Genomic DNA, 20,149 nt, shown 5'->3' on the forward strand with positions numbered 1-20,149 from the left:
TCACCGGCTCCCCTCCGCCGCCCTCGCGGCCGCTGCCATCGGCTCGTGGCCGTCCAGTGTGCCCTGGGCGCCATAGGGACGACAGCGCAAAAACGCTGCCTCGTGATGGAAGGGCTGCGCCGCGTGTTCCCTGACCGCTTCCCGGTGCGCGGGGCGGCCGGTGCCGTAGGCGTAGTGGCACATCGCCGTCATGCTCTGCCAGAGGGAGAACGTGCCGACGAAGCGGGGCGGCCTGGCCAGGGCGGCCGAAGCGACCATCGAAGGATCGGCCGCGGCCCGGCCGGCGGCCCGGGAATTGGCCCGCAGGAACGGCAGTGCGCGACGCAGCCGCAGTTGCCCGAGGGTGAGGACGACGACCGGCCCGTCCTCCGCGTCCGGCGCGGCGCCGGGGTCGGTTTCGACCGGCATCGCGGGCCAGGAACCGGCTATCCGCAGCGGCTGGAGCCGCACGTGCCAGCCTCCGGCCAGTCGCCGCGGCAGCGGGTCCTCGGCGAGGAAACGGTCGAGCGCGGCATCGTCCTCCCACGCGGCGAGCAGCGCGGCCCGGCCGGGGCGCAGCACGGGCGGACCGGAGGCGATGGCACCGGTGAGGGTGGTCTGGGCGTACCGGAGGCCCGGGGTGGAGTCCGGCCGTGGACGCTCGCGGAGGACGGCGCGGACGTTGCGGACACCGATGTCGGCGAAATGAAGGGAAACGATCACGATGAGCCCCCGTACCTGGTCCTGTGGGACGGTCCTGCCGCGGCAGTTCCACCGGATCCTGCCGGCTCCGCTGATCCTGACGAAGCTACTGATGCGTATACCAAGCGGTACACGCTCCAGTATCCTTCATCACAGCGGCCAAGGCGAGCCGAAATCACCAGCCGGAACAAGCCAGATTGCAGGGGGGAGCGCATGAGCGAGATCGACCGGAGCCGCGCCGCGCGGGCCGAGGCCAGGACGCGTATCGAGGACACGGCGGCCCGGCTGTTCGCGGAGCGCGGCTTCGCGGGCACCACCATCGGGGAGATCGCCGCCGAAGCGGGCCTGAGCAAGCCGATGCTCTACCGGCACTTCGACTCCAAGCAGGAGCTGCACCTCGCCCTGCTGGAGCGGCACCGCGATGAGCTGGCGGCCGCCCCGATCCGCGAACTCCTCCACGGCGACGGCGATCTGGCCACGAGGATGACGGCGATGTACGACGCCTGGTTCGGCTATGTGCAGAGCCATCCGTACACCTGGCGCATGATGTTCCGGGACACCACGGGCGACGCGCAGGTCGCGGCCTTCCACCGTGAACTGCAGCGCAGACAGCGGGAGACGGACGTGGCGCTGCTGCGCGAGTTCGTGCCCGGCATCCCCGAGGCCGAGCTGGAACCCCTCGGCGAGGCGATCCGCAGTTCGCTCTACGGGCTCGCGCTGTGGTGGCTGGAGCGGCCCGACCGCCCCCGCGAGCTGCTGGTCGCGACGATGGTACGGATCACCCGTGGCCTGATCTCCACCGTCGAGGCCCCGAGCGGCGGGCACGGGGACGACGGGCAGGCCGCCGAGGCCGCCGGTGCATCGGCGGGGAAGGGCACTCCCGGCCCGCCGGGAGGGACGGACTGAGCGGCCTCACACCACCGCCGGGGACGCCGGGTGGAGCGCCGCCCGCAACTGCCCCGTCCAGTGGGCCGTCATCTCCTTCGCCACCCGGGTGTCCGGGGCGTACAGCTCGAAGCCGTGCCAGGCACCGGGCACATTGCGGACCGTGACCGGCACGCCCGCGTCCATCAGGCGCCGGGCGTAGGCCAGCCCCGCCTCGCGCATCGGATCGAGATCGCAGACCAGGACATGGGCCGGTGGCAGCCCCGACAGCTCGGTGGCGCGAGCGGGCGCGGCATACGCCTCGGCCACCGTCGTCCCTTCCGGAAGATAGTGCCTCCACGACGACTGGACGCCGCGACCGTTGAGCACCCGCGCGTCCAGGGCTCCCTCCGTGTCCGCTGCCGTGCCGGCCGCCGCGTCCGCCCCGACCCGGTCATCCAGATCCGGGACGCACAGCGACTGACAGGCCAGCTCCGGCCCGCCGCGGTCGCGGGCCATCAGGGCGACCGCGGCACTGAGTCCACCGCCCGCCGACTTGCCGGCCACCGCGATCCGCGCAGGATCGATGCCCAGCTCCGCGGCCCGCCCGGCCACCCATTCCAGCGCGAGATAGCAGTCCTCCACCGCGGCCGGATAGCGGTGCTCCGGGGCCAGGCGGTATTCGACGGTGACGATCACGGCGGGCAGTTCGCGGCAGAGCTCGATGGCCACCCGGTCCTGCCCCGGCAGCGCCCGCCCCAGGGCGAACCCGCCCCCGTGGAAGTGCAGTACGGCGGGCAGCCCGTTCCCGGCGCCACTGGCGATCCCGGTGTCCTCGGCGGCGGTACCCACCGCCCCCTCCGGACGGTAGACCTCGACCGTCAACGCGCCGCCATCCGTCAGCGTGCCGCCGTCCGCCGGCGCGCCGCCGACCGTTCGCGGGATGTCGAAACGCTCACTGCACACGCCCGTACGGTCCGCCGGGAAGGCGGCCAGCATGTCGTGGAATGCGGCGCGCGCGGCCTCGATGTCCTCATACGGATCGGCGACCCGCGGCAACGCCTCATAGGCCGGCACGAGTTCGGGGTGCACCCGCGCCGCGGTCCGGTCATTCATCTCGGGCTGGACGCTCATACGGAGTGCTCCTCGTTCAGAACGGACATGCCACAGCTTCTGCTCACGATCTCCGCCCGCACGCGCCCACGCCCACCGACAAGCTGTACGCGCCCACGCACAGCCTGCATGCGCCCACGCACAGCCTGCACCGGCCCCGCCGCGCCCGCCGCCCCACCCTCTCCGCCGCCCCGCCCCGCCGCGCCCGCTCACTTCGCCTCCGCATAACACTCGACCACCGCCGTGGTGAACGGAAAGCGGACCGGCGTCTCCCCGAACGCGATCCGCCCGGCCGTCGCGGCGGCCGCCGTGATCGCCCCGGCGACCGTCGCCGCCTCCGCCGCGGGGCAGTGGACGATCACCTCGTCATGCTGGAAGAAGACCAGTTCGGCGCGGAGCCCGCCCTCCGACAGCGAGCGGCGCAGCGCGGCCAGTAGCAGCAGGGCCCAGTCGGCAGCGCTGCCCTGGACGACGAAATTGCGGGTGAACCGGCCGCGCGCGCGGGCGGCCGCCGAGCCGCTGCCGTAGGCCGGGGACGGTTCCTCGTCCTGGGGCAGGCCCGCCTCGTCGGGGGGTGCCACGGAAGCGGGCGGGCAGGTGCGGCCCAGCCAGGTGCGCACCAGCCGTCCTTCCTCGCCCGCGCGCGCCGCCTCGTCCACATACGCCACCGCGGCCGGATAGCGGCGGCGTAGATCGGCCATGTGCTTGAGGGCGTCGCCGGACGTCTGGCCGTAAATGGCGCCCAGCAGACCGAGCTTGGCCCGGTCGCGGTCACCCCCGAACGCGCGGGCGGCCAGATCCGCGTACAGATCCTCGCCGCGGCCGGCCAGCTCCATCAGGCCCCGGTCGCGGGAGACGGCCGCCAGTACCCGGGGTTCCATCTGGGCGGCGTCGGCGACCACCAGGCGCCATCCCGGGTCGGCGCGTACGGCCTGCCGGATCACCTTGGGGATCTGCAGGGCACCACCGCCGTTGGTGGTCCAGCGGCCGGAGACCGTGCCACCGGGCAGATACTCGGGGCGGAAGCGGCCGTCGTGCACCCACTGCTGGAGCCATGTCCACCCATGGGCGGTGTAGAGGCGGTAGAGCGTCTTGTACCGCAGCAGCGGCGCAACCGCGGGGTGATCGATCTGCTGCAGCTCCCATTTACGGGTCGAGGCGAGGGAAATCCCGGCACCGGCAAAGGCCTTGATGATGTCCTGGGGCAGATCGGGGCGCACCCGCCGGCCCGCCCCGAAGGCCCGGGACACCTCGTCGGCCAGCTCCGCCATCCGGCGCGGCTCCCCGCCGCCCGGATAGCGCTCTCCCAGCAGCTCGTCGAGCAGCTTGCGGTGCACGTCGGCGCGCCAGGGCACTCCGGCCCGCCCCATTTCCGTGGCGACCAGCATGCCCGCGGATTCGGCGGCGAGCAGCAGCCGCATCCGGTCCGGATGTTCCGCCCTCCTGGTACGCGCCAGGTGTCCCGCATAGACCTCCAGCAGCGCCGTGAGCTCGTCCGTGCCGGGCGGCAGCGGCACCGGGCCCGGCTCGAACAGGGACGGCTGGGCCTGAGCCGTACGGACCGGCGCGTCCTGCGGGACGGGCCGGCCGTGGAGCCGCGCCCAGGCGGCGGCCAGTGAATGCGGCTGGCCCGACTGGCCCTCCTCATGGCCGATCAGCAGCGCCTCGGCGGCCTCCACGTCATAGCACCGCTCGACCCGCACCCCCGCCGCCGCCAGCCGCCGGTAGATCTCCGCGGTGGACCGCCACACCCACCGCTCGACCTCGGGCCGACTGCGCACGGCCTCGGCGAGCGAGGGCTCCCGCAACACCGGTCCGGCGGCCCGCCCGTCCCGGTCGAGCGGGCAGAGACGCGCACCCCCGTCGCCCGTCTCCACCACCGCCCATCTCATGCCTGTGAGTCTTCCACCAGGGTCTGACATTCGCCCTGACCAGCGCAGACGACACGACCCCGGCACCCCTCACACCGGCGACGATCACCCCCTGACGCCCTTGCCCTCGGCGCCGGCCCCAACCGGACGCGATCTCAGGCAGGTTGACGTTCCGCGCACCATGCGGTGTGCGCACCACCCTCCATGCCGCCGCCCGGCCGGATCCGGCGTTCGGCAAACAGCCACGTCAACTCAGGGCTCTGCCGGGGTATTTGAGGACGGAATCCAGTGGTCCGGCCGCCCGCCGGCAAAGGCCGGTGCAAATTCTTCGTACCGGCCTTTGAAATGCCAAAACGGTACCCGAAAGGCGAACTCGGCCGGGGTGCAGTGATATGTATCTATGGTTTCGTGGCATTCGGGTGAAACGGCGAAACCGCACCCCCAGAAGCGAGTTGACCAGTGCGCTCCGGAAACGGGCACTCCGCTTCGAGAAGGGTAAATCGTGATCAAGAAGGTCCTGGCCACGACGGCTGTAGCCGCGTCCGTCGTCGGCATCTCGGCAACGGTCGCCCCCCAGGCGATGGCGATCGGCAACCACAACGGCACGTCGACGGTCAACGGCAACGGTGCCAAGAGCGCGTTCGGCAACTCCACCACCGTGGGCAAGATGAGCCCCCAGCTGGAGCTCATTCAGGGCTCGCTGAACAAGCCCTGCCTCGGCATCGGCAAGGTCGACGCTCAGGTCGCCGCGGTTCTGGCCAATGTGCAGGACGTCAACGTCCTGTCGTCGCCGCAGAACCAGCAGTGCACGGAGAACTCCACCCAGGCCAAGGGCGACGAGGCGCTGTCGCACATCCTCAGCGACATCCCGATCCTGTCCGGGAACGGCGTCGGTAACCGCTGAGCCGGCCATCGGTCGCAGGTCCGGACCGCCGGCTCTCGCTTCCGGAGCGGTCCGGGGCCAGTGGCGCCCCGTGATGAACCGTAGGGACGGAATTCTCGATCCCCCTTTCGGTAGGAATTCGTATTCGGCGGGTACCTCGCCTGTTCGAACTCCGGTGTTTTTTCCGCGTCGTATGCGCGGTGACAATCTCCTGAAGCGGTGTTGCATCGTTCGGGCGATTCCTCCGAAAACCTCCCGGCAAGAGTTTCGCGCACGAGGGGAAATCGTTACCAATATCGCAGCGGTGTTACGGGCGAGCAGAAAACCGCCCGTGCGACACGACGGTCGTGTTCGCCACGGACCCGCTGCAAGGAAGGGCTGAAAGTGAAGTACGCAAAGGTCGCAGCGATCACTGCCGGAACCATCATGGCGGTGGGCTCGGCTACGCCGGCGTTCGCCGACGCGGGTATCGCGGGTGGCGCCAAGAACTCGCCCGGTGTGATCTCCGGCAACGCCATCCAGGTTCCGGTGCACATCCCGATCAACATCTGCGGCAACACCGTCAACATCGTCGCGCTGCTGAACCCGGCGTTCGGCAACACCTGCGTGAACGCCTGACTCGAAGGAATTCGAGCCATGTCGATGTGACCTGGCCCCGGTGCGCGGTCCCTGCGCACCGGGGCCGGTCGCCATTCGCATGGTGCAGGTGGATACACAACACCCGTAATTTTCGGGCGGCTTGTCCGAGAAGAATGTAACTTCAGGGTTTCTCAGGACGTAGGCACTCGTTAGTCACGCTGAGATCGGTCATCCGAGCAGCGAAATGATTGCTCATGTGGTGTTGCTGCCGCCGGACCGCCAAGCACCGCCCGAGAAGGGACAGTTGAAGTGAAGTACGCAAAGTCTGCCGCGGTTGTTGCCGGTTCCGTCATGGCGCTGGGGGTCGCTGCACCCGCCTTCGCCGCCCCGCCAGGAGCCCCGACCATGAGCCTCAACGGCGGGCTGACCGACGCGCTGAGCAGCAAGCAGCTGGACGGCCACCAGCTCACACCGCTGGTCAAAACGGTCAAGACCGCGGGGGGCAACGTCAGGTCGACCAATGCGAAGAAGCTGCTCCGTGGTGTCACCGGGGCGGCGGCCAAGAAGACTCCGCTGCTCGGCGGTCTGCCGCTCAAGTAATTCCCGGGCGCCCGACGTGGGCCGCCGCGGGGGTGGGCAGCGGAGCTGTCCGTCCCGGGCTTGCGACGCGGGCGCGGATTTCACTGTCTTCGGCTGTGCCCGGTGAGTGCGACGCGGTAGCGGAATTCGCGTGGCCCGACTGCTGACATGCAGTGCTCGAAGCTTTACCCCCGCTTTCTCGCCCTCGGGTCCCGGCCCGGTCCGGCCCCGGAGCGCCGGCCACGATGCCGGTCCGTAAAAGTGACTCCGGAAAGCGGCTCGGAAAATCGCTCCGGTGGCCGGCTCGGAGAGTCGCTCCGGCGGTCAGCTCATTTGAGTGAATGAGAACAACCAAAAACATCCCTGTGAGTTGGGCAGATTGCCCGGCCCAAGGGCATCCCGAAACACGAAGGATCAAAATGATCAAGAAGGCTTTGGCCACCGCAGCCGCGGCTGCGTCCATTGTCGGCGTGGCCGCCGCTGCCGCCCCCCAGGCGATGGCGATCGGTAACCAGCACGGAACGTCTTCCGTCAACGGCAACGGCGCGCAGCAGTATTTCGGAAACTCCACCACGTACGGCTACATGAGCCCGCAGATCGGCCTGATCCAGGGCTCGCTCAACAAGCCCTGCCTGGCTCTGGGCAAGCTGAACCTCCAGGGTGCGAGCGCTCTCCAGCTGCAGGACATCAACGTCCTGTCGTCGCCGCAGAACCAGCAGTGCACCGAGAATTCCACCCAGGCCAAGGGCGACGAGCCGCTGTCGCACATCCTGGACAACATCCCGATCCTTTCCGGCAACGGCGCCGGCAACCACTGATCGGCTGATGAGCACCCGGGCCGCCCGGTCCTCCTTCTTCCGGGCGGCCCGGGTTCCCGACGTCCGGCGCCGGGGCGGAAATGTTATTCGCTCGTGACTGAACTCCGCTGCGCCGGATCGTTAGGAATGATGTGTGGAGGGAAGCATGCCAATGCCCTTGCGAGATTGATGGGGCCGCGAGGGTATTGGCATGCCGGCCGTAACGAGTGCAGGGCCCGCGAATCCGTTCAGCGGTTTCGCGGGCCCTGCGTCGTACGAAGGCAGAAGGTCATTGCGCTCGGGCCGGTCCGGGCCGCTCAGGGGCGATCGGGGATGTTCACGGGGACGCCCCGAGGGTGACAAGTCGCATATTCGGTGCGCGAATTGGGGCGGGGTGTCGGCGGCAGCGGCAGCTGATGCCCATGCGGAAGAACTGTGCCTGCTATTCGGGTGACGGTGCAGAACTCAAGCCCATATGGCGGGTTGTTCAAACAGGGCTCCCGTGTCGGGAGTTTCTTCTCCTGAAGGGTTTGCGTGATGAAGAAGATGATGGCGGGCGCGGCTGTGGCGGCGTCGCTGATCGGTATGTCCGCTGCGGCCGCTCCCGACGCCATGGCGATCGGTGACCAGACGGGCACCAGCACGGTCAACGGAAACGGGGCGGCGTCGGTCTACGGCAACTCCACCACGCGCGGCAACCTGAGCCCCCAGCTCGGGCTCGTCCAAGGCTCGCTGAACGACCTGTGCCTGGCTCTGGGCAAGTTGAACCTCCAGGGCGTCTCCGCGATCCAGGCGCAGGACATCAACATCCTGTCGTCGCCGCAGAACCAGCAGTGCGTCCACAACTCGACGCAGGCCAAGGGCGACGAGGCGCTGTCGCACATCATCGACGACATTCCGATCCTCTCCGGGAACGGTGTCGGCAACGGGTGACCGCAGGCGGCCTCGGCCGTTCCCCCGCTTGTGTCTCCGGGCGGCCGGCGCCGCGTATGGGCTGCCGGCCGCCCGGTCGTGCGAGGGGATCGCGGGGCGGGCGGCGGTCCGTGGTCAACGACTGTGAAGGAGGGATGAGAGATGCGACAGAGCCTGAAGACGTGTGTGTTCGTGGCGGCGGCGTCGGGGGTGCTGGGCGCCGGCGGCGGCGTGGCGTACGCGGATGCCGGTGCCGGGGGCGGTGCGACGAACTCTGCCGGGGTGCTGTCCGGGAACAACATCCAGGTGTCCGTGGACACCCCGGTCAATGTGTGTGGCAACTCGGTCGACGGGGGCGCGGCGCTCAACCCGGCCATGGGCAACGCGTGCGGAAACGGTGCGGCACCCGTGGCGGCCGCCCAGTGGCCCCCGGGGCCCGCCGCTCCGCCACCTCCGGTGGCACACCGGCGGGCCCCGGGGGCCGCCCCGAAGCATGCGGCCCCGGAGTCGGCGCCGCAGCGGGTGCGGCCGCAGGCGGAGCACCCGGCCGGGACGGCGCCGCAGCACGCCAGGAAGTCCACGGGCGGTCCCGCGGCCGGGCCCGCGGCACAGTCCGCGCGGGAGGCGCGAGCGGGGGCGCGGTCCGGGGCGTCGGCGGGCTCCGTACTGCTGGCCTCCACCGGGCCCGGCGAGCTGGCCATGCTGGCCGGTACAGGCGGCGGGCTGCTGGTGGGCGGGGCGCTGCTGCTGCGCCGGGCCGGTACGCGACGCAGGTGAGCGAGGCTCCGTACGCGGCGGCCGAGGCCCGGGGCGTCGGGGGCTCGACCGCCGGCCGAGCGGGTCCGGCGGGCCGCTCGGCCCGGTCCGCCCGGTCGAGCCGGCCGTCGGCATCGCCGCGGGACCGTGCCGCGTGCTGCACCCTCTGGCAAAATTGGGGTGAAAGCCGCAAAAGCGATGGGTCGATGAGGTGGGGCCATGCTCGTTGCGCTGGCGCAGACGGACTGTGTGCTGGGCGGGGTGGCGGAGAACCTCGATGTCGCCCGTGAGCAGATCGAGCAGGCGGCGGCGCAGGGTGCGGATCTTGTCGTCTTTCCCGAACTGAGCCTGCACGGCTACCACTTGGGCGCGCTGGAGCGTGACGCGTCGCTCGCGGCGAGCGATCCGAGGCTGCTGGAGCTGAGCACCCTCGGCCCCGATGTGCTGGTCGGTTTCCACGAGCACACCAGTCTGCGGGCCTACAACACCGCGGCCCACTACGCGGCCGGTGAACTGGTGCATGCCCACCGCAAGCTGTACCTCCCCAACTATCTGGCCTGGGAGGAGCGCAAGCACGTCAGCCCGGGACAGTCACTGCGCGCGTACGAGCTGAAGCGGGACAAGAGCGGGGGCCGGGGCGCGACGCTGGTGTGCAATGACGCCTGGCAGCCGGCCCTGCCCTGGCTGGCGGTGCAGGACGGTGCCGAGGTGCTGTTCGTCCCGACGAACAGTGCGGCGAGCCTGGATCCGGAGGCGATGGACACCGGGCTCTACTGGGACACCCTGCTGTCCTATACGGCGAAGATGCTGCAGTGCTGGGTGGTCTTCGTGAACCGGGTGGGCAATGAGCACGGCGCGGCGTTCTGGGGCGGCTCGCGGGTGGTGGACCCACGGGGCGCGGTGGTGGCGCAGGCGCCCAAGTGGGAGACCTCGCTGGTCACCGTCGAGATCGATCTCGCCGAGGCACGGCGCCAGCGCCGGGCGGTGCCGCTGGTCGCCGAGGCCCGGCTGGGGCTGATCGACCGCGAGGTGCGGCGGCTGATCGACGAGGGCGGCGATCACTGAGCGGCCGGAGATCACAGAGGGGGTAAAGATCGCTGAACGGCAGACGATCGCTGAACGGCCGGAGATGACGGAACGGCCGGCGGCCCGGCCTCAGTGGCGGGCGGCGGCCTCCGGGCGGGGCGTCGCGTCCGGCTCGTCGGCCTTGAGCGTCTTGGCCTCGGCCTTGAGGATGCGCATCGAGCGGCCCAGGCCGCGCGCCATGTCGGGCAGCTTCTTCGAGCCGAAGAGCAGCACGAGTACCGCGATGATCAGGATCAGATGCCAGGGTTCGAAGGCGTTGCGGAGCATGCGCGCGCTCGCTTTCGTCGGGAGGGGCGGCGGACGTTCTGTCCAGTATCACCCCAACGGTCCGGCCGTCCGGTCCCGGGGCCCCCCGGGGCCGGACGGCCCCCGGCGTGCCTACCAGCTCGCCTTGCGGACCCCCGGCAGGTGGCCCGCGTGCGCCTGTTCGCGCAGCCGTACGCGGGACAGGCCGAAGGCGCGGAAGTGGCCGCGCGGGCGCCCGTCGATGCTGTCGCGGTTGCGCACCCGGGTGGCACTGGCGTCCCGCGGCTGCCGGGAGAGCTCGCGCCGGGCGGCGGTGCGCTCCTCCTCGGGGGTGTGCGAGCTGCGGATGACGGCCTTGAGGACCGCGCGCCGGGCCGCGTAGCGGGCGACGGTCAGCCGGCGCTTCTCGTTCTTGGCGATCTTGCTCTGCTTGGCCATCAGGCCTTCTCCCCTCGTGCGCGGATCCGGGCCACGGCCGCCTCGATCCCGATCGTGTCCACGGTCTTGATGCCCTTGGCGCTCAGCGTGAGCCGGATGTGGCGGCCCTCGCTCTCCAGCCAGTAGCGCTTGCGCTGGATGTTGGGGTCGAAGCGGCGCGGGGTGCGCCGGTGCGAATGGGAGACGGAGTTGCCGAAGCCCGGCGTGCGGCCGGTCAGCTGGCAGTGGGCGGACATGGTGCGGTCCCTTCGGCCGGGGCCCCTGGTGAGAGCCTATTGAAAATGGAAATCATTTCCGTATACTATCCACATGGCCCGTACCGAACTACGCCCGGTCGTCAAGCTCCGGTCCACCGCCGGCACCGGCTACGTGTACGTGACCCGCAAGAACCGCCGTAGCGACCCCGACCGCCTGGAACTGCGCAAGTACGACCCGGTGGCCGGCCGCCATGTGGCTTTCCGAGAGGAGCGCTGAGCGCCGTGAAGCCTGGAATCCACCCCGCCCACGGGCCGGTCGTCTTCCGCGACCGGGCCGCTGACGTCGCCTTTCTGACCCGGTCAACCGCCACCAGCGAGAAGACAGTTGAGTGCGAGGACGGCCGCACCTACCCCGTCATCGACGTCGAGATCTCCTCGGCGAGCCACCCCTTCTACACGGGCACCGCCCGGGTGATGGACACCGCCGGTCGCGTCGAGCGGTTCGAGCGCCGCTACGGCACCCGCGGGGCCCGCTGAGAGAACCGCTCCACGTCGTCCCGGTGGGCGGCCTGCACACGGAGGCGCGGCAGGCAGCCGTCAGCGCACCACCCGCACCTCGTACGCACCATCGCCGGGTCACCCGGGTCAGCGCGCAGCAACAGCGGCAGCTCTCCCGGGCGGATCAAGAACGCCCGGGAGATGGCGCTGCTCCCGTATGCGTCACGGTGACGGCCGCCTCCTGGTGACGGGTGCCGTCCGGTGCCGGGTGCCGTCCGGCGAGGGCGGGAGGAGGTCCCCTGCGGATGACGCGCAGGGGACCTCCTGGTGTGTACGGGGCGGGGCGCCCTCCCCGGCGCCCGCGCGTCGGCCGGACGCTCGCCCCCCGGAACCCACAGAGCGTGGCGCACGTCTCTTCCCCGGCCGTGAAGGCTTCGGGCCTGTGATCCGTACCAGGTAAGGGGCGCACCTGAGCAGGGGCGACGAGCGGAAGCCGGTCGCGGGAGAGCGGCCGGCCCGGGTGCTCGACGAGCTGTGACGGCCTCTGCACCGGCTGTCGTGCACGTGCATCTGCGCATGCATCCGCATGAGAACGCGGCTATGCTCCCGGGCAGTTGACACCATTTATCACCGGGAGACCCCTGTGCTCCACGCATACAACGGCATGGCCGCCACAGATCTCCGTGATGTGGCATGGCAGAAGAGCAGGCACAGCAACTCCCAGGGCTCCTGCGTGGAGTTCGCCAAGCTGCCCGGGGGTGACATCGCCGTACGCAACTCCCGCTTCCCGGACGGTCCCGCGCTCGTCTACACGCCGGCCGAGGTCCGGGCGATGCTCCTCGGCATCAAGGACGGGGAGTTCGACCATCTCGTACGGGACTGAGCGCCCGTGGGGTCCCGGCGGTCGCAGGGGGTCTCTCCCCGCACACGGCAACCGGGCGCCCGTACGTGACGGTGCGCCCGGTGTGCGGGAAGCGGCTACGGCAGCCGGAAGAGAGCCCACACGATCTTGCCGTGCGCGGCACCGGCCAGCGGATGCCAGCCCCAGCTGTCGCTGAAGGAGTCCACGAGATACAGCCCGCGACCCGACTCCGCGGCGGAATCCGCTTCCCCGGCGACCGGTGAGTCATCGCTCGGGTCCCGTACGGCACAGATCAGCCGGGAGGACCAGCGCATCAGATGCAGCCGGGCGGGCGGGGTGGCGTCGTGGTGCTCCGGGGCGGCCAGGATCGCGTGCCGCAGGGCATTGGTGACGAGTTCGGAGACCACGAGGGCGACCGAGTCGAAGAGATCGTCCAGATCCCAGCCCTGCAGGGTCTCGCGAGTGAACGCACGTGCACTGCGCACCGATTCATAGCGCGGCGGGAGCGTGCGGGACGCCGATCCGGAGACAGCCATGGGGTCGACGGGAGGAAAGCCCTGCCATAACGGCTCGAGCATGGTCAAAACCTTGGTCCCCATGCGAGGCACTCCTGGCGTTCGCGGACGTCATGACCCTGGCCGGTCAGCCGGATCTGGCGGATCTTTCACGAGCGTGCATGCGTGCGACGCCTATGGTTCCCAATGCGCGGGACAGATGCAAGGGCAGATGCACGTGCACGTGCCGTGATTGCGCCATCCCGGATGGTTTTCCTCCGGATTCTTCCCGTCAGTTCGTGTGGAGGGGTTGCGGGGGCCTCACACATCAGTAACCGGATGAGCACTCAACGAAGCCCGAACGTGGCAGACTGCGGCCCACTGTTGGACGGGGTGGGGTCACAGGAGGGTCTGAGAGGTGTCCGCAAGTGAGTCGAGCGGGTCGGTGGTGCGGCGGATCCTGCTCGGGTCGCAGCTCCGTCGGCTGCGTGAATCGCGCGGGATAACCCGTGAGGCGGCCGGCTACTCGATCCGTGCGTCCGAATCGAAGATCAGCCGCATGGAGTTGGGCCGCGTGAGCTTCAAGGCACGGGATGTGGAGGACCTGCTCACGCTGTACGGGGTCGGTGACGCCCAGGAGCGCGAGTCGCTGCTGTCCCTGGCGCGCGAGGCGAATGTGGCCGGCTGGTGGCACAGCTACACCGATGTGCTGCCCGGCTGGTTCCAGACGTATGTGGGTCTGGAAGGCGCCACTTCGCTCCTCAGGGTCTACGAAGTCCAGTTCGTGCACGGGCTGTTGCAGACGGAGAGCTATGCGCAGGCCGTCGTCAGACGGGGCATGCCGGATGCCGGGCCCGCCGAGATCGAGCGCCGGGTCGCGCTGCGCATGGAGCGGCAGAAGCTGCTGGTGACCGAGCGGTCGGCGCAGTTCCACTGTGTCCTGGACGAGGCCGCGCTGCGCCGCCCGTACGGCGAACGGTCCGTGATGCGCGAGCAGGTGAAGCATCTGATCGAGGTGTCCGAGAGACCGAATGTGCGGCTCCAGGTGATGCCCTTCAGTCTGGGAGGGCATGCGGGCGAGAGCGGCGCTTTCACGATGCTCGGCTTCCAGGAGTCCGGTCTGCCGGACGTCGTCTATCTGGAGCAGCTGACGAGTGCGCTCTATGTGGACAAGCCCGAAGAGGTGGCCCAATACGCCAGGGTGATGGACCGCCTCCAGGAGGAGGGGCCGAATCCGGCCGAGACCCGGGACCTGCTGCGCGGGCTGCTCCAACTGATGTGACGCGTCGGTAGGATGGCGCACCATCAGGAGTCAGCACCCCCCAATGCGGCGCCCTGAGCGCCCTGTTCTCCAGATCGGGATGGCATGTCCTACTTCGACGAGTTGGCGTATCAGTTCATCGACGGCGAGTGGCGGGCCGGCAGCGGTTCGTGGGACATCGTCGACTTCAATCCCTATAACGGGGAGAAGCTGACCTCCATACCCGTCGCCACGGTCGAGGAGATCGACCAGGCCTACCGTGCCGCCGAGCGCGCACAGCGGGAGTGGGGCGCCACCAATCCGTACACCCGGCGGACCGTCTTCGAGCGGGTGCTGCGGATCATCGACGACCGTGAGGCGGAGCTGGCCGAGACGATCGCCGCTGAGGTCGGCGGCACGCTCGTCAAGGTGGGCTTCGAGCTGCATCTGGCCAGGGAGTTCCTGCGCGAGGCGATCCAGCTGGCACTGCGCGCCGAGGGTCGCATCCTGGCCTCGCCGATCGACGGCAAGGAGAACCGCCTCTACCGGCTGCCGGTCGGTGTCGTCGGCGTCATCAGCCCCTTCAACTTCCCCTTCCTGCTCTCCCTCAAGTCCGTCGCGCCGGCCCTTGCGCTCGGCAATGCGGTCGTCCTCAAGCCGCACCAGAACACCCCGGTGTGCGGTGGCGGTCTGGTCGCCAAGATCTTCGAGGAGGCGGGGCTGCCGGCGGGGGTGCTCAACGTCGTGGTCACCGATATCGCCGAGATCGGCGATGCGCTCATCGAGCACCCGGTGCCCAAGACCATCTCCTTCACCGGCTCCGAGAAGGTCGGACGGCATGTCGCCACGGTCGCCGCGTCCCACTTCAAGCACTCCGTGCTGGAGCTGGGCGGCAACAGCGCACTGGTCGTGCTCGACGACGCCGATGTCGACTACGCGGTGGACGCGGCCGTCTTCAGCCGCTTCGTCCACCAGGGCCAGGTCTGCATGGCCGCCAACCGCGTGCTCGTGGACCGCGCCGTGGAGCAGGAGTTCACCGAGAAGTTCGTGGCCAGGGTCGCGGCCCTGAAGGTGGGCGACCCCACCGACCCGCAGACCCACATCGGTCCGCTGATCAACGAGGGGCAGGCCGAGGCGATCACCTCGCTGGTGGACCGCGCGGTCGCCGACGGCGCCTCGGCACTCCTGCACGGCGAGACCCGGGGCACGCTGGTGGCACCCAGCGTGCTGAGCGGTCTGCCGGAGGACTCCCCGCTGCTGCAGCAGGAGATTTTCGGGCCCGTGGTGGTGCTGGTGCCGTTCGACGGTGACGACGAGGCGGTGCGGCTCACCAACACCACGCCGTACGGGCTCAGCGGCGCCGTGCACACCGCCGACATCGAGCGGGGTGTGCGGTTCGCCAAGCGGATCGAGACCGGGATGTTCCACGTCAACGACGCCACGGTGCACGACGAGCCGATCGTGCCGTTCGGCGGCGCGAAGAGCTCCGGCGTGGGACGGCTGAACGGCGATGCGATGGTGGAGGCCTTCACCACCACCAAGTGGATCTCCATCCAGCACGGGCGGTCGCAGTTCCCGTTCTGAGCGACGGGGTGATCCGGGGCATCGGCCGTGGGTTGCGGACAGAAGCTGACCGCATGGGTTCCTACCTTGAGTGATGTCGAAGGCGGGCGGTGACGAGCCGGCCGCCGGGGGATGTCACGAGACGTCACAAGGCGTCAGGAAAGGCGGATCTCATGCCCACTCACGTACTTGCCGAGGCCCACGGCGACGAGGCCGGCGCACTGCTGGCCTTCCTGGAGGCCCAGCGCGGCGGGCTGCGGCGGGCGGTCCTGGGGCTGACCGACGCCGAGGCGGCCCGGCGGCCGAGCGCCAGTGAGCTGTCGCTGGTCGGGCTGGTCAAGCATGTCGCGCAGACCGAGCAGACCTGGATCGAGACCGCCCAGGAACGGCCGCACTCCATCGAGCGGACCCCCGAGACCTGGCACCTGAGCTTCCAGCTCGAGGGCGACGAGAGCCTGGCGGAGATGCTGGCGTTCTGGGACAAGGTCGCACGGCGCACGGAGGACTTCATCCGCGCGCTGCCGAGTCTGAACGACACCTTCCCGCTGCCCGAGGCGCCGTGGTTCCCCCCGCAGGCCCGGCAGTCGATGCGCTGGCTGCTGCTGCACCTGATCGAGGAGACGGCCCGGCACGCCGGTCACGCCGACATCCTCCGCGAGTCCCTGGACGGCAAGACGGCCTTCGCCCTGGTGGACGAGGAACGCACGGCGACGCAGGGGTGAGCGCGGGGCCCTGCCGGGGCGTTCTAGGCTGACGGCAGGGGCGCGTAAGGATATGAGGAGACGATGTCGGCGATCCGGCTGTTGGTATTGGGCGCCGTGCGGCAGCACGGCCGGGCGCACGGCTATCAGGTGCGCAACGACCTGGAGTACTGGGGCGCCCACGAGTGGTCCAACGCCAAGCCCGGCTCGATCTACCACGCGCTCAAGCAGATGGCCAGGCAAGGGCTGCTGCACGCCCATGACATCGCGCCCAGCACCGTCGGCGGCCCGCCGCGTACCGAGTACGAGCTGACCGCGGCGGGCGAGGCGGAGTATTTCGCGCTGCTGCGCGCGGCGCTCGCTCAGCACGACCAGAAGGTCGACGTGCTCAGCGCGGGCATCGGCTTCGTCGTCGACTTGCCGCGGGCCGAGGCGGTGGCGCTGCTCAAGGAGCGGGTGCGGGCGCTGGAGAACTGGCGCACCACCGTCACCAGCCACTACACCCCCGAGGAAGGACCCGGACAGCTCGGCCACATCGGCGAGATCATGAACATGTGGGTGCACTCTGCGGACAGTGGCGCGGTGTGGACGCGGGGGCTGATCGAGCGGATCGAGGGCGGCGCGTATGTCTTCGCCGGCGAGGGTGAACCGTTCGTCGGCGTGCTCGCCGAGGGGCAGGAGAACCCGTACGCGACGAAGGACGCCCACTCCGGGGAGGACGCGGAGGCCGAGGACGGCGGGGCCGCCGGGCGCGAGGGCGGCGACGGGGAGGGCGACGAGGGCGTCGCCGCGAAAGCTGATTAATCAAGTTTGACTAACCGCTGGGCAGGCGTCATTTTTCCGCGCGGGCCGTGTAGTCAAGATTGACTACACCTGGGAGGAGATGTCGTGACGGACCGCGATCAGGCGATCGTCGTCGAGGCACTGCGCAAGCGCTACGGCACCACAGCGGCCCTGGACGGGCTGGACCTCACCGTGGCACAGGGAGTGGTGCACGGTGTCCTCGGCCCCAACGGCGCAGGCAAGACCACCCTCGTACGGATCCTGTCCACGCTGCTGCGGCACGACGGTGGCCGGGCCGAGGTGGCCGGCTTCGAGGTGCTGCGGCAGCCGGACGAGGTGCGGCTGCGGATCGGGCTGCTCGGCCAGCACGCGGCGGTCGACGAAGAGCTCGGCGGGCGGCAGAACCTGGAGATGTTCGGGCGGCTCTGCCACCTCGGGGCATGCCGACCCCTGGTGCCTGGCCAACCCGAAACTCGGCGAACGGGAGGTGATGACCGCTCTGCTGGAACGCGACCACCACCTCGTCCGCGCCGGCCAGGTGATCCTGGCGGACAAGGGCTTCGCCGGGCGGGAATTCGAGGCGTTCCTGACCGAGCAGCTGGGTGTTCACCTGGTGCGGCCGGACCGGAAGGACGAGCCTGCCAGGCACGGCCGCCTCGCCCGGGTCCGTCAGTGGATCGAGGCTGTATTCGACACCCTCAAAGGCCAGCTCGGCTTGGAACAACACGGTGGCAGAACCCTGGAGGGAGTGTTCGCCCGAACCGGCCAACGACTCCTCGCCTTGGCAGCCTGCATCTGGCACAACTGGACCACCGGCGCCAAGATCAAACGCTCCCTGATCGTCTACGATCATTGAGAACATCGGACTCAATCATCTAGTGGTGAAACGCCGTCGCCACGTTCTCCGGGCGTTGCAGTGGTCCGGGCTGTCGGCGGAGTTCGGTCAGCAGCTCTTCCAGGTCCGCGATGAACAGGTCGGAGAGGTCCAGGGAGAAGCCGTTGCGGCAGACCACCCGCAGGACGGACAGGTCCTCGCGCTTCGGGGGGAAGGTGTAGGCGGGGAGCAGCCAGCCGCGTTCCTTCATCCGACGGGAGACGTCGAAGACGTCGAAGGCGGTGACGTCGTCCGCGGTGGTGAAGGCGAAGACGGGCAGCTGGTCGCCCTGGGTGAGCAGTCGGAAGTCGCCCAGGGCGCCGATCCGTTCGGCCATCGACCGGGCCACGTCGCGGGTCGCCTGCTGGACGGCGCGGAAGCCGGCCCGGCCGAGCCGGAGGAAGGTGTAGTACTGCGCGGCGACCTGGGCGCCGGGCCGGGAGAAGTTGAGCGCGAAGGTCGGCATATCGCCGCCCAGGTAGTTGACGCGGAAGACCAGCTCCTCGGGCAGCGCCTCCGTATTGCGCCACAGCGCCCAGCCGACGCCCGGGTAGACCAGGCCGTACTTGTGCCCCGAGGTGTTGATGGAGGCGACCCGCGGCAGCCGGAAGTCCCAGACCACGTCCGGGTCGAGGAACGGCGCGATCATGGCGCCGGACGCACCGTCCACATGGACCGGGATGTCCCAGCCCTTCTGCTTCTGGACCTCGTCGAGCGCCGCGCAGATCTCGGCCACCGGCTCGTACGACCCGTCGAAGGTCGAGCCGAGGATCGCCACCACGCCGATGGTGTTCTCGTCGCAGAGCCCGGCGGCGGAGTCCGCGTCCAGATGGAAGCGGTCGCCCTCCATCGGGACCGTGCGCGCCTCGACCTCCCAGAAGTTGCAGAACTTCTCCCAGCAGACCTGGACGTTGACGCCCATGACGAGGTTGGGCCGGGCCTGACCCGGATACCGGTCCTTGTTGCGCTGCATCCAGCGCCGCTTGAGCGCCATGCCGGCGAGCATGCAGGCCTCGCTCGACCCGGTGGTGGAGCAGCCGACGGCCTCGGACGGGACGGGGGCGTGCCACAGGTCGGCGAGCATCGCCACACACCGCTTCTCCAGTTCGGCGGTGCGCGGGTACTCGTCCTTGTCGATCATGTTCTTGTCCCGGCACTCCGCCATCAGCACCCCGGCCTGCGGCTCCATCCAGGTGGTGACGAACGTCGCCAGATTCAGCCGGGAGTTGCCGTCCAGCATCAGCTCGTCGTGCACGAACTGGTAGGCGGTGCGCGGGGAGACCGGGCCGTCGGGCAGGGTGTGCCGCGGTGGCGCGGACTCCATACCGGCGACCGGGTCGGCCTCCCCGTAGAACGGGTTGACCGGGTGTCCGATGTGCTTGCGGTCGGATGCCGATGCGCCTTTGTGCAGAGTCATCTCTCGCCCCTACCCGTCAACTGGCCAAGGAAAGGCCGTGTTTGACAGCCTTGGTGAACTTCACTACGCGCTCCGCCTGGATGCGGGCGGCGGTGCGCGCGTCGTCGTCGAGCGGGGTGTCCGGGCCGCCGACGTGAGAGGTGCCGTAGGGATTGCCGTCGCTGAACTTCGCCGGGTCGGTGTAGCCCGGCGTCACGAGGATCCCGCCGAAATGGTGGACGGTGTGGTAGAGCGCGAGCAGGGTGGACTCCTGGCCGCCGTGCCGGGTGGCGCTCGCGGTGAAGCCGCTGTAGATCTTGTCCGCCAGTCTGCCCTGCTGCCAGAGGCCGCCCAGGGTGTCGAGGTACTGCTTGAGCTGCGAGGAGACGTTCCCGAAGCGGGTGGGGGTCCCGAAGATCACCGCGTCCGCCCAGAGCATGTCCTCGTGGGTGGCCTCCATGATGTCGGCGGTGGCCGTGGCGTTCGCCGCCCATGCCGGGTTGGCGTCGATCGCGGTCTGCGGGGCGAGTTCCGCGGTCCGGCGCAGTCGTACGTCGGCCCCCGCGTGCTCGGCGGCGTCCGCGATCCGCTGGGCGAGCTCGGCGATGGTGCCGGTCGACGAGTAGTAGATGACGGCGACCTTCACATCGTGCACGGGCATCGGCGTACCTCCTGGAACCCGACCATAAGGGCATAGGGGGTAAGTGGCCTCCAGGGTTCACCCAGTGGAAGCGCA

The 20,149-nt window shown here is 69.7% G+C and carries 24 protein-coding genes and 2 pseudogenes; 17 read left to right on the forward strand and 9 right to left on the reverse strand.

What is annotated here, in order from left to right:
* Positions 1 to 702, reverse strand: coding sequence for a spheroidene monooxygenase (locus CFW40_RS19825; RefSeq protein WP_088799159.1), 702 nt, complete (start codon positions 700 to 702; stop codon positions 1 to 3).
* Between the two features lie 192 nt (positions 703 to 894).
* On the opposite strand from CFW40_RS19825, the gene CFW40_RS19830 reads away from it, so the two are divergent.
* On the forward strand, positions 895 to 1,587 hold the full coding sequence (locus CFW40_RS19830; protein WP_256331376.1) for a TetR/AcrR family transcriptional regulator: 693 nt from the start codon (positions 895 to 897) through the stop codon (positions 1,585 to 1,587).
* Positions 1,588 to 1,593: 6 nt separating this feature from the next.
* Here CFW40_RS19830 and CFW40_RS19835 read toward each other — a convergent pair whose 3' ends face one another.
* Positions 1,594 to 2,679 (reverse strand): alpha/beta hydrolase, encoded by a 1,086-nt coding sequence (locus tag CFW40_RS19835; protein ID WP_088799160.1) that lies wholly within the window; start codon positions 2,677 to 2,679, stop codon positions 1,594 to 1,596.
* 188 nt (positions 2,680 to 2,867) lie between these two features.
* Positions 2,868 to 4,550 carry a bifunctional 3'-5' exonuclease/DNA polymerase gene (locus tag CFW40_RS19840; protein ID WP_088799161.1) on the reverse strand — a complete coding sequence of 561 codons (1,683 nt, stop codon included), beginning with the start codon at positions 4,548 to 4,550 and terminating at the stop codon, positions 2,868 to 2,870.
* A 481-nt stretch (positions 4,551 to 5,031) separates the two neighbouring features.
* On the opposite strand from CFW40_RS19840, the gene CFW40_RS19845 reads away from it, so the two are divergent.
* The 7 genes from CFW40_RS19845 (at position 5,032) to CFW40_RS19875 (ending at position 10,100) form a co-directional block, all read left to right on the forward strand.
* Complete coding sequence (locus CFW40_RS19845; protein ID WP_088799162.1) at positions 5,032 to 5,433, forward strand: rodlin; 402 nt, start codon at positions 5,032 to 5,034, stop codon at positions 5,431 to 5,433.
* Between the two features lie 363 nt (positions 5,434 to 5,796).
* Entirely contained in the window at positions 5,797 to 6,030 is a 234-nt protein-coding gene (locus CFW40_RS19850; protein WP_088799163.1) for a chaplin, read from the forward strand.
* 366 nt (positions 6,031 to 6,396) lie between these two features.
* Positions 6,397 to 6,591, forward strand: coding sequence for a hypothetical protein (locus tag CFW40_RS19855; RefSeq protein WP_371127105.1), 195 nt, complete (start codon positions 6,397 to 6,399; stop codon positions 6,589 to 6,591).
* Between the two features lie 398 nt (positions 6,592 to 6,989).
* A complete protein-coding gene (locus tag CFW40_RS19860) occupies positions 6,990 to 7,388 on the forward strand; it encodes a rodlin (RefSeq protein ID WP_088799165.1) in 399 nt (132 codons plus the stop codon).
* A 516-nt stretch (positions 7,389 to 7,904) separates the two neighbouring features.
* Positions 7,905 to 8,300, forward strand: coding sequence for a rodlin (locus tag CFW40_RS19865; RefSeq protein ID WP_088799166.1), 396 nt, complete (start codon positions 7,905 to 7,907; stop codon positions 8,298 to 8,300).
* A 141-nt stretch (positions 8,301 to 8,441) separates the two neighbouring features.
* Positions 8,442 to 9,056, forward strand: coding sequence for a chaplin (locus CFW40_RS38720; RefSeq protein WP_088799167.1), 615 nt, complete (start codon positions 8,442 to 8,444; stop codon positions 9,054 to 9,056).
* A 198-nt stretch (positions 9,057 to 9,254) separates the two neighbouring features.
* The gene (locus CFW40_RS19875; protein ID WP_088799168.1) at positions 9,255 to 10,100 is read left to right on the forward strand and encodes a nitrilase-related carbon-nitrogen hydrolase; all 846 of its coding nucleotides are present in this window, start codon (positions 9,255 to 9,257) and stop codon (positions 10,098 to 10,100) included.
* A 90-nt stretch (positions 10,101 to 10,190) separates the two neighbouring features.
* On the opposite strand, the gene tatA is transcribed toward CFW40_RS19875, so the two are convergent.
* The 3 genes from tatA to rpmB form a co-directional block, all read right to left on the reverse strand.
* Entirely contained in the window at positions 10,191 to 10,388 is a 198-nt protein-coding gene (gene tatA, locus CFW40_RS19880; protein ID WP_088799169.1) for a Sec-independent protein translocase subunit TatA, read from the reverse strand.
* Between the two features lie 111 nt (positions 10,389 to 10,499).
* Entirely contained in the window at positions 10,500 to 10,805 is a 306-nt protein-coding gene (gene rpsN, locus CFW40_RS19885) for a 30S ribosomal protein S14 (protein WP_088799170.1), read from the reverse strand.
* Positions 10,805 to 11,041, reverse strand: a complete 237-nt coding sequence (rpmB, locus tag CFW40_RS19890; RefSeq protein WP_088799171.1) for a 50S ribosomal protein L28 — start codon at positions 11,039 to 11,041, stop codon at positions 10,805 to 10,807. The genes rpsN and rpmB overlap by 1 nt, the downstream gene beginning before the upstream one ends.
* Positions 11,042 to 11,114: 73 nt before the next feature.
* On the opposite strand from rpmB, the gene rpmG reads away from it, so the two are divergent.
* The 3 genes from rpmG to CFW40_RS19905 all read left to right on the forward strand — a co-directional run bounded on the left by rpmG (position 11,115) and on the right by CFW40_RS19905 (position 12,383).
* On the forward strand, positions 11,115 to 11,279 hold the full coding sequence (rpmG, locus tag CFW40_RS19895) for a 50S ribosomal protein L33 (RefSeq protein ID WP_088799172.1): 165 nt from the start codon (positions 11,115 to 11,117) through the stop codon (positions 11,277 to 11,279).
* 5 nt (positions 11,280 to 11,284) lie between these two features.
* A complete protein-coding gene (locus CFW40_RS19900; RefSeq protein ID WP_088799173.1) occupies positions 11,285 to 11,539 on the forward strand; it encodes a type B 50S ribosomal protein L31 in 255 nt (84 codons plus the stop codon).
* A gap of 604 nt (positions 11,540 to 12,143) precedes the next feature.
* Complete coding sequence (locus CFW40_RS19905) at positions 12,144 to 12,383, forward strand: DUF397 domain-containing protein (RefSeq protein ID WP_086718280.1); 240 nt, start codon at positions 12,144 to 12,146, stop codon at positions 12,381 to 12,383.
* A 95-nt stretch (positions 12,384 to 12,478) separates the two neighbouring features.
* On the opposite strand, the gene CFW40_RS19910 is transcribed toward CFW40_RS19905, so the two are convergent.
* On the reverse strand, positions 12,479 to 12,961 hold the full coding sequence (locus CFW40_RS19910; RefSeq protein WP_088799174.1) for an ATP-binding protein: 483 nt from the start codon (positions 12,959 to 12,961) through the stop codon (positions 12,479 to 12,481).
* A 313-nt stretch (positions 12,962 to 13,274) separates the two neighbouring features.
* On the opposite strand from CFW40_RS19910, the gene CFW40_RS19915 reads away from it, so the two are divergent.
* From CFW40_RS19915 to CFW40_RS19940, 6 genes and pseudogenes are all read left to right on the forward strand, one after another.
* A complete protein-coding gene (locus tag CFW40_RS19915; protein WP_088799175.1) occupies positions 13,275 to 14,138 on the forward strand; it encodes a helix-turn-helix transcriptional regulator in 864 nt (287 codons plus the stop codon).
* 84 nt (positions 14,139 to 14,222) lie between these two features.
* Positions 14,223 to 15,680 (forward strand): aldehyde dehydrogenase family protein, encoded by a 1,458-nt coding sequence (locus CFW40_RS19920; protein WP_088799176.1) that lies wholly within the window; start codon positions 14,223 to 14,225, stop codon positions 15,678 to 15,680.
* A gap of 152 nt (positions 15,681 to 15,832) precedes the next feature.
* A complete protein-coding gene (locus CFW40_RS19925; RefSeq protein ID WP_088799177.1) occupies positions 15,833 to 16,381 on the forward strand; it encodes a DinB family protein in 549 nt (182 codons plus the stop codon).
* A 63-nt stretch (positions 16,382 to 16,444) separates the two neighbouring features.
* Positions 16,445 to 17,164, forward strand: coding sequence for a PadR family transcriptional regulator (locus CFW40_RS19930; RefSeq protein WP_088799178.1), 720 nt, complete (start codon positions 16,445 to 16,447; stop codon positions 17,162 to 17,164).
* 84 nt (positions 17,165 to 17,248) lie between these two features.
* Positions 17,249 to 17,590: pseudogene (locus tag CFW40_RS19935) on the forward strand (ATP-binding cassette domain-containing protein); the annotation flags it as partial.
* Between the two features lie 4 nt (positions 17,591 to 17,594).
* Positions 17,595 to 17,999, forward strand: a pseudogene (locus CFW40_RS19940) (transposase); the annotation flags it as partial.
* A gap of 19 nt (positions 18,000 to 18,018) precedes the next feature.
* Here the strand turns inward: CFW40_RS19940 and CFW40_RS19945 are convergent.
* Positions 18,019 to 19,434 carry a glutamate decarboxylase gene (locus tag CFW40_RS19945; protein ID WP_088799179.1) on the reverse strand — a complete coding sequence of 472 codons (1,416 nt, stop codon included), beginning with the start codon at positions 19,432 to 19,434 and terminating at the stop codon, positions 18,019 to 18,021.
* Between the two features lie 16 nt (positions 19,435 to 19,450).
* Entirely contained in the window at positions 19,451 to 20,074 is a 624-nt protein-coding gene (gene wrbA / locus CFW40_RS19950) for an NAD(P)H:quinone oxidoreductase (protein WP_088799180.1), read from the reverse strand.
* Between the last annotated feature and the right edge of the window lie 75 nt (positions 20,075 to 20,149).

Source organism: Streptomyces sp. 2114.4, assembly GCF_900187385.1.
GTDB lineage: Bacteria > Actinomycetota > Actinomycetes > Streptomycetales > Streptomycetaceae > Streptomyces > Streptomyces mooreae.

Excerpts from the sequence above, each read along its gene's own strand:
- CFW40_RS19830 (WP_256331376.1), top strand. The coding sequence starts at position 895 with ATGAGCGAGATCGACCGGAGCCGCGCCGCGCGGGCCGAGGCCAGGACG.
- CFW40_RS19835 (WP_088799160.1), bottom strand. The coding sequence starts at position 2,679 with ATGAGCGTCCAGCCCGAGATGAATGACCGGACCGCGGCGCGGGTGCAC.
- CFW40_RS19840 (WP_088799161.1), bottom strand. The coding sequence starts at position 4,550 with ATGAGATGGGCGGTGGTGGAGACGGGCGACGGGGGTGCGCGTCTCTGC.
- CFW40_RS19855 (WP_371127105.1), top strand. The coding sequence starts at position 6,397 with ATGAGCCTCAACGGCGGGCTGACCGACGCGCTGAGCAGCAAGCAGCTG.
- CFW40_RS19860 (WP_088799165.1), top strand. The coding sequence starts at position 6,990 with ATGATCAAGAAGGCTTTGGCCACCGCAGCCGCGGCTGCGTCCATTGTC.
- CFW40_RS19865 (WP_088799166.1), top strand. The coding sequence starts at position 7,905 with ATGAAGAAGATGATGGCGGGCGCGGCTGTGGCGGCGTCGCTGATCGGT.
- CFW40_RS38720 (WP_088799167.1), top strand. The coding sequence starts at position 8,442 with ATGCGACAGAGCCTGAAGACGTGTGTGTTCGTGGCGGCGGCGTCGGGG.
- CFW40_RS19875 (WP_088799168.1), top strand. The coding sequence starts at position 9,255 with ATGCTCGTTGCGCTGGCGCAGACGGACTGTGTGCTGGGCGGGGTGGCG.
- tatA (WP_088799169.1), bottom strand. The coding sequence starts at position 10,388 with ATGCTCCGCAACGCCTTCGAACCCTGGCATCTGATCCTGATCATCGCG.
- rpsN (WP_088799170.1), bottom strand. The coding sequence starts at position 10,805 with ATGGCCAAGCAGAGCAAGATCGCCAAGAACGAGAAGCGCCGGCTGACC.
- rpmB (WP_088799171.1), bottom strand. The coding sequence starts at position 11,041 with ATGTCCGCCCACTGCCAGCTGACCGGCCGCACGCCGGGCTTCGGCAAC.
- rpmG (WP_088799172.1), top strand. The coding sequence starts at position 11,115 with ATGGCCCGTACCGAACTACGCCCGGTCGTCAAGCTCCGGTCCACCGCC.
- CFW40_RS19910 (WP_088799174.1), bottom strand. The coding sequence starts at position 12,961 with ATGGGGACCAAGGTTTTGACCATGCTCGAGCCGTTATGGCAGGGCTTT.
- CFW40_RS19920 (WP_088799176.1), top strand. The coding sequence starts at position 14,223 with ATGTCCTACTTCGACGAGTTGGCGTATCAGTTCATCGACGGCGAGTGG.
- CFW40_RS19925 (WP_088799177.1), top strand. The coding sequence starts at position 15,833 with ATGCCCACTCACGTACTTGCCGAGGCCCACGGCGACGAGGCCGGCGCA.
- CFW40_RS19930 (WP_088799178.1), top strand. The coding sequence starts at position 16,445 with ATGTCGGCGATCCGGCTGTTGGTATTGGGCGCCGTGCGGCAGCACGGC.
- CFW40_RS19945 (WP_088799179.1), bottom strand. The coding sequence starts at position 19,434 with ATGACTCTGCACAAAGGCGCATCGGCATCCGACCGCAAGCACATCGGA.
- wrbA (WP_088799180.1), bottom strand. The coding sequence starts at position 20,074 with ATGCCCGTGCACGATGTGAAGGTCGCCGTCATCTACTACTCGTCGACC.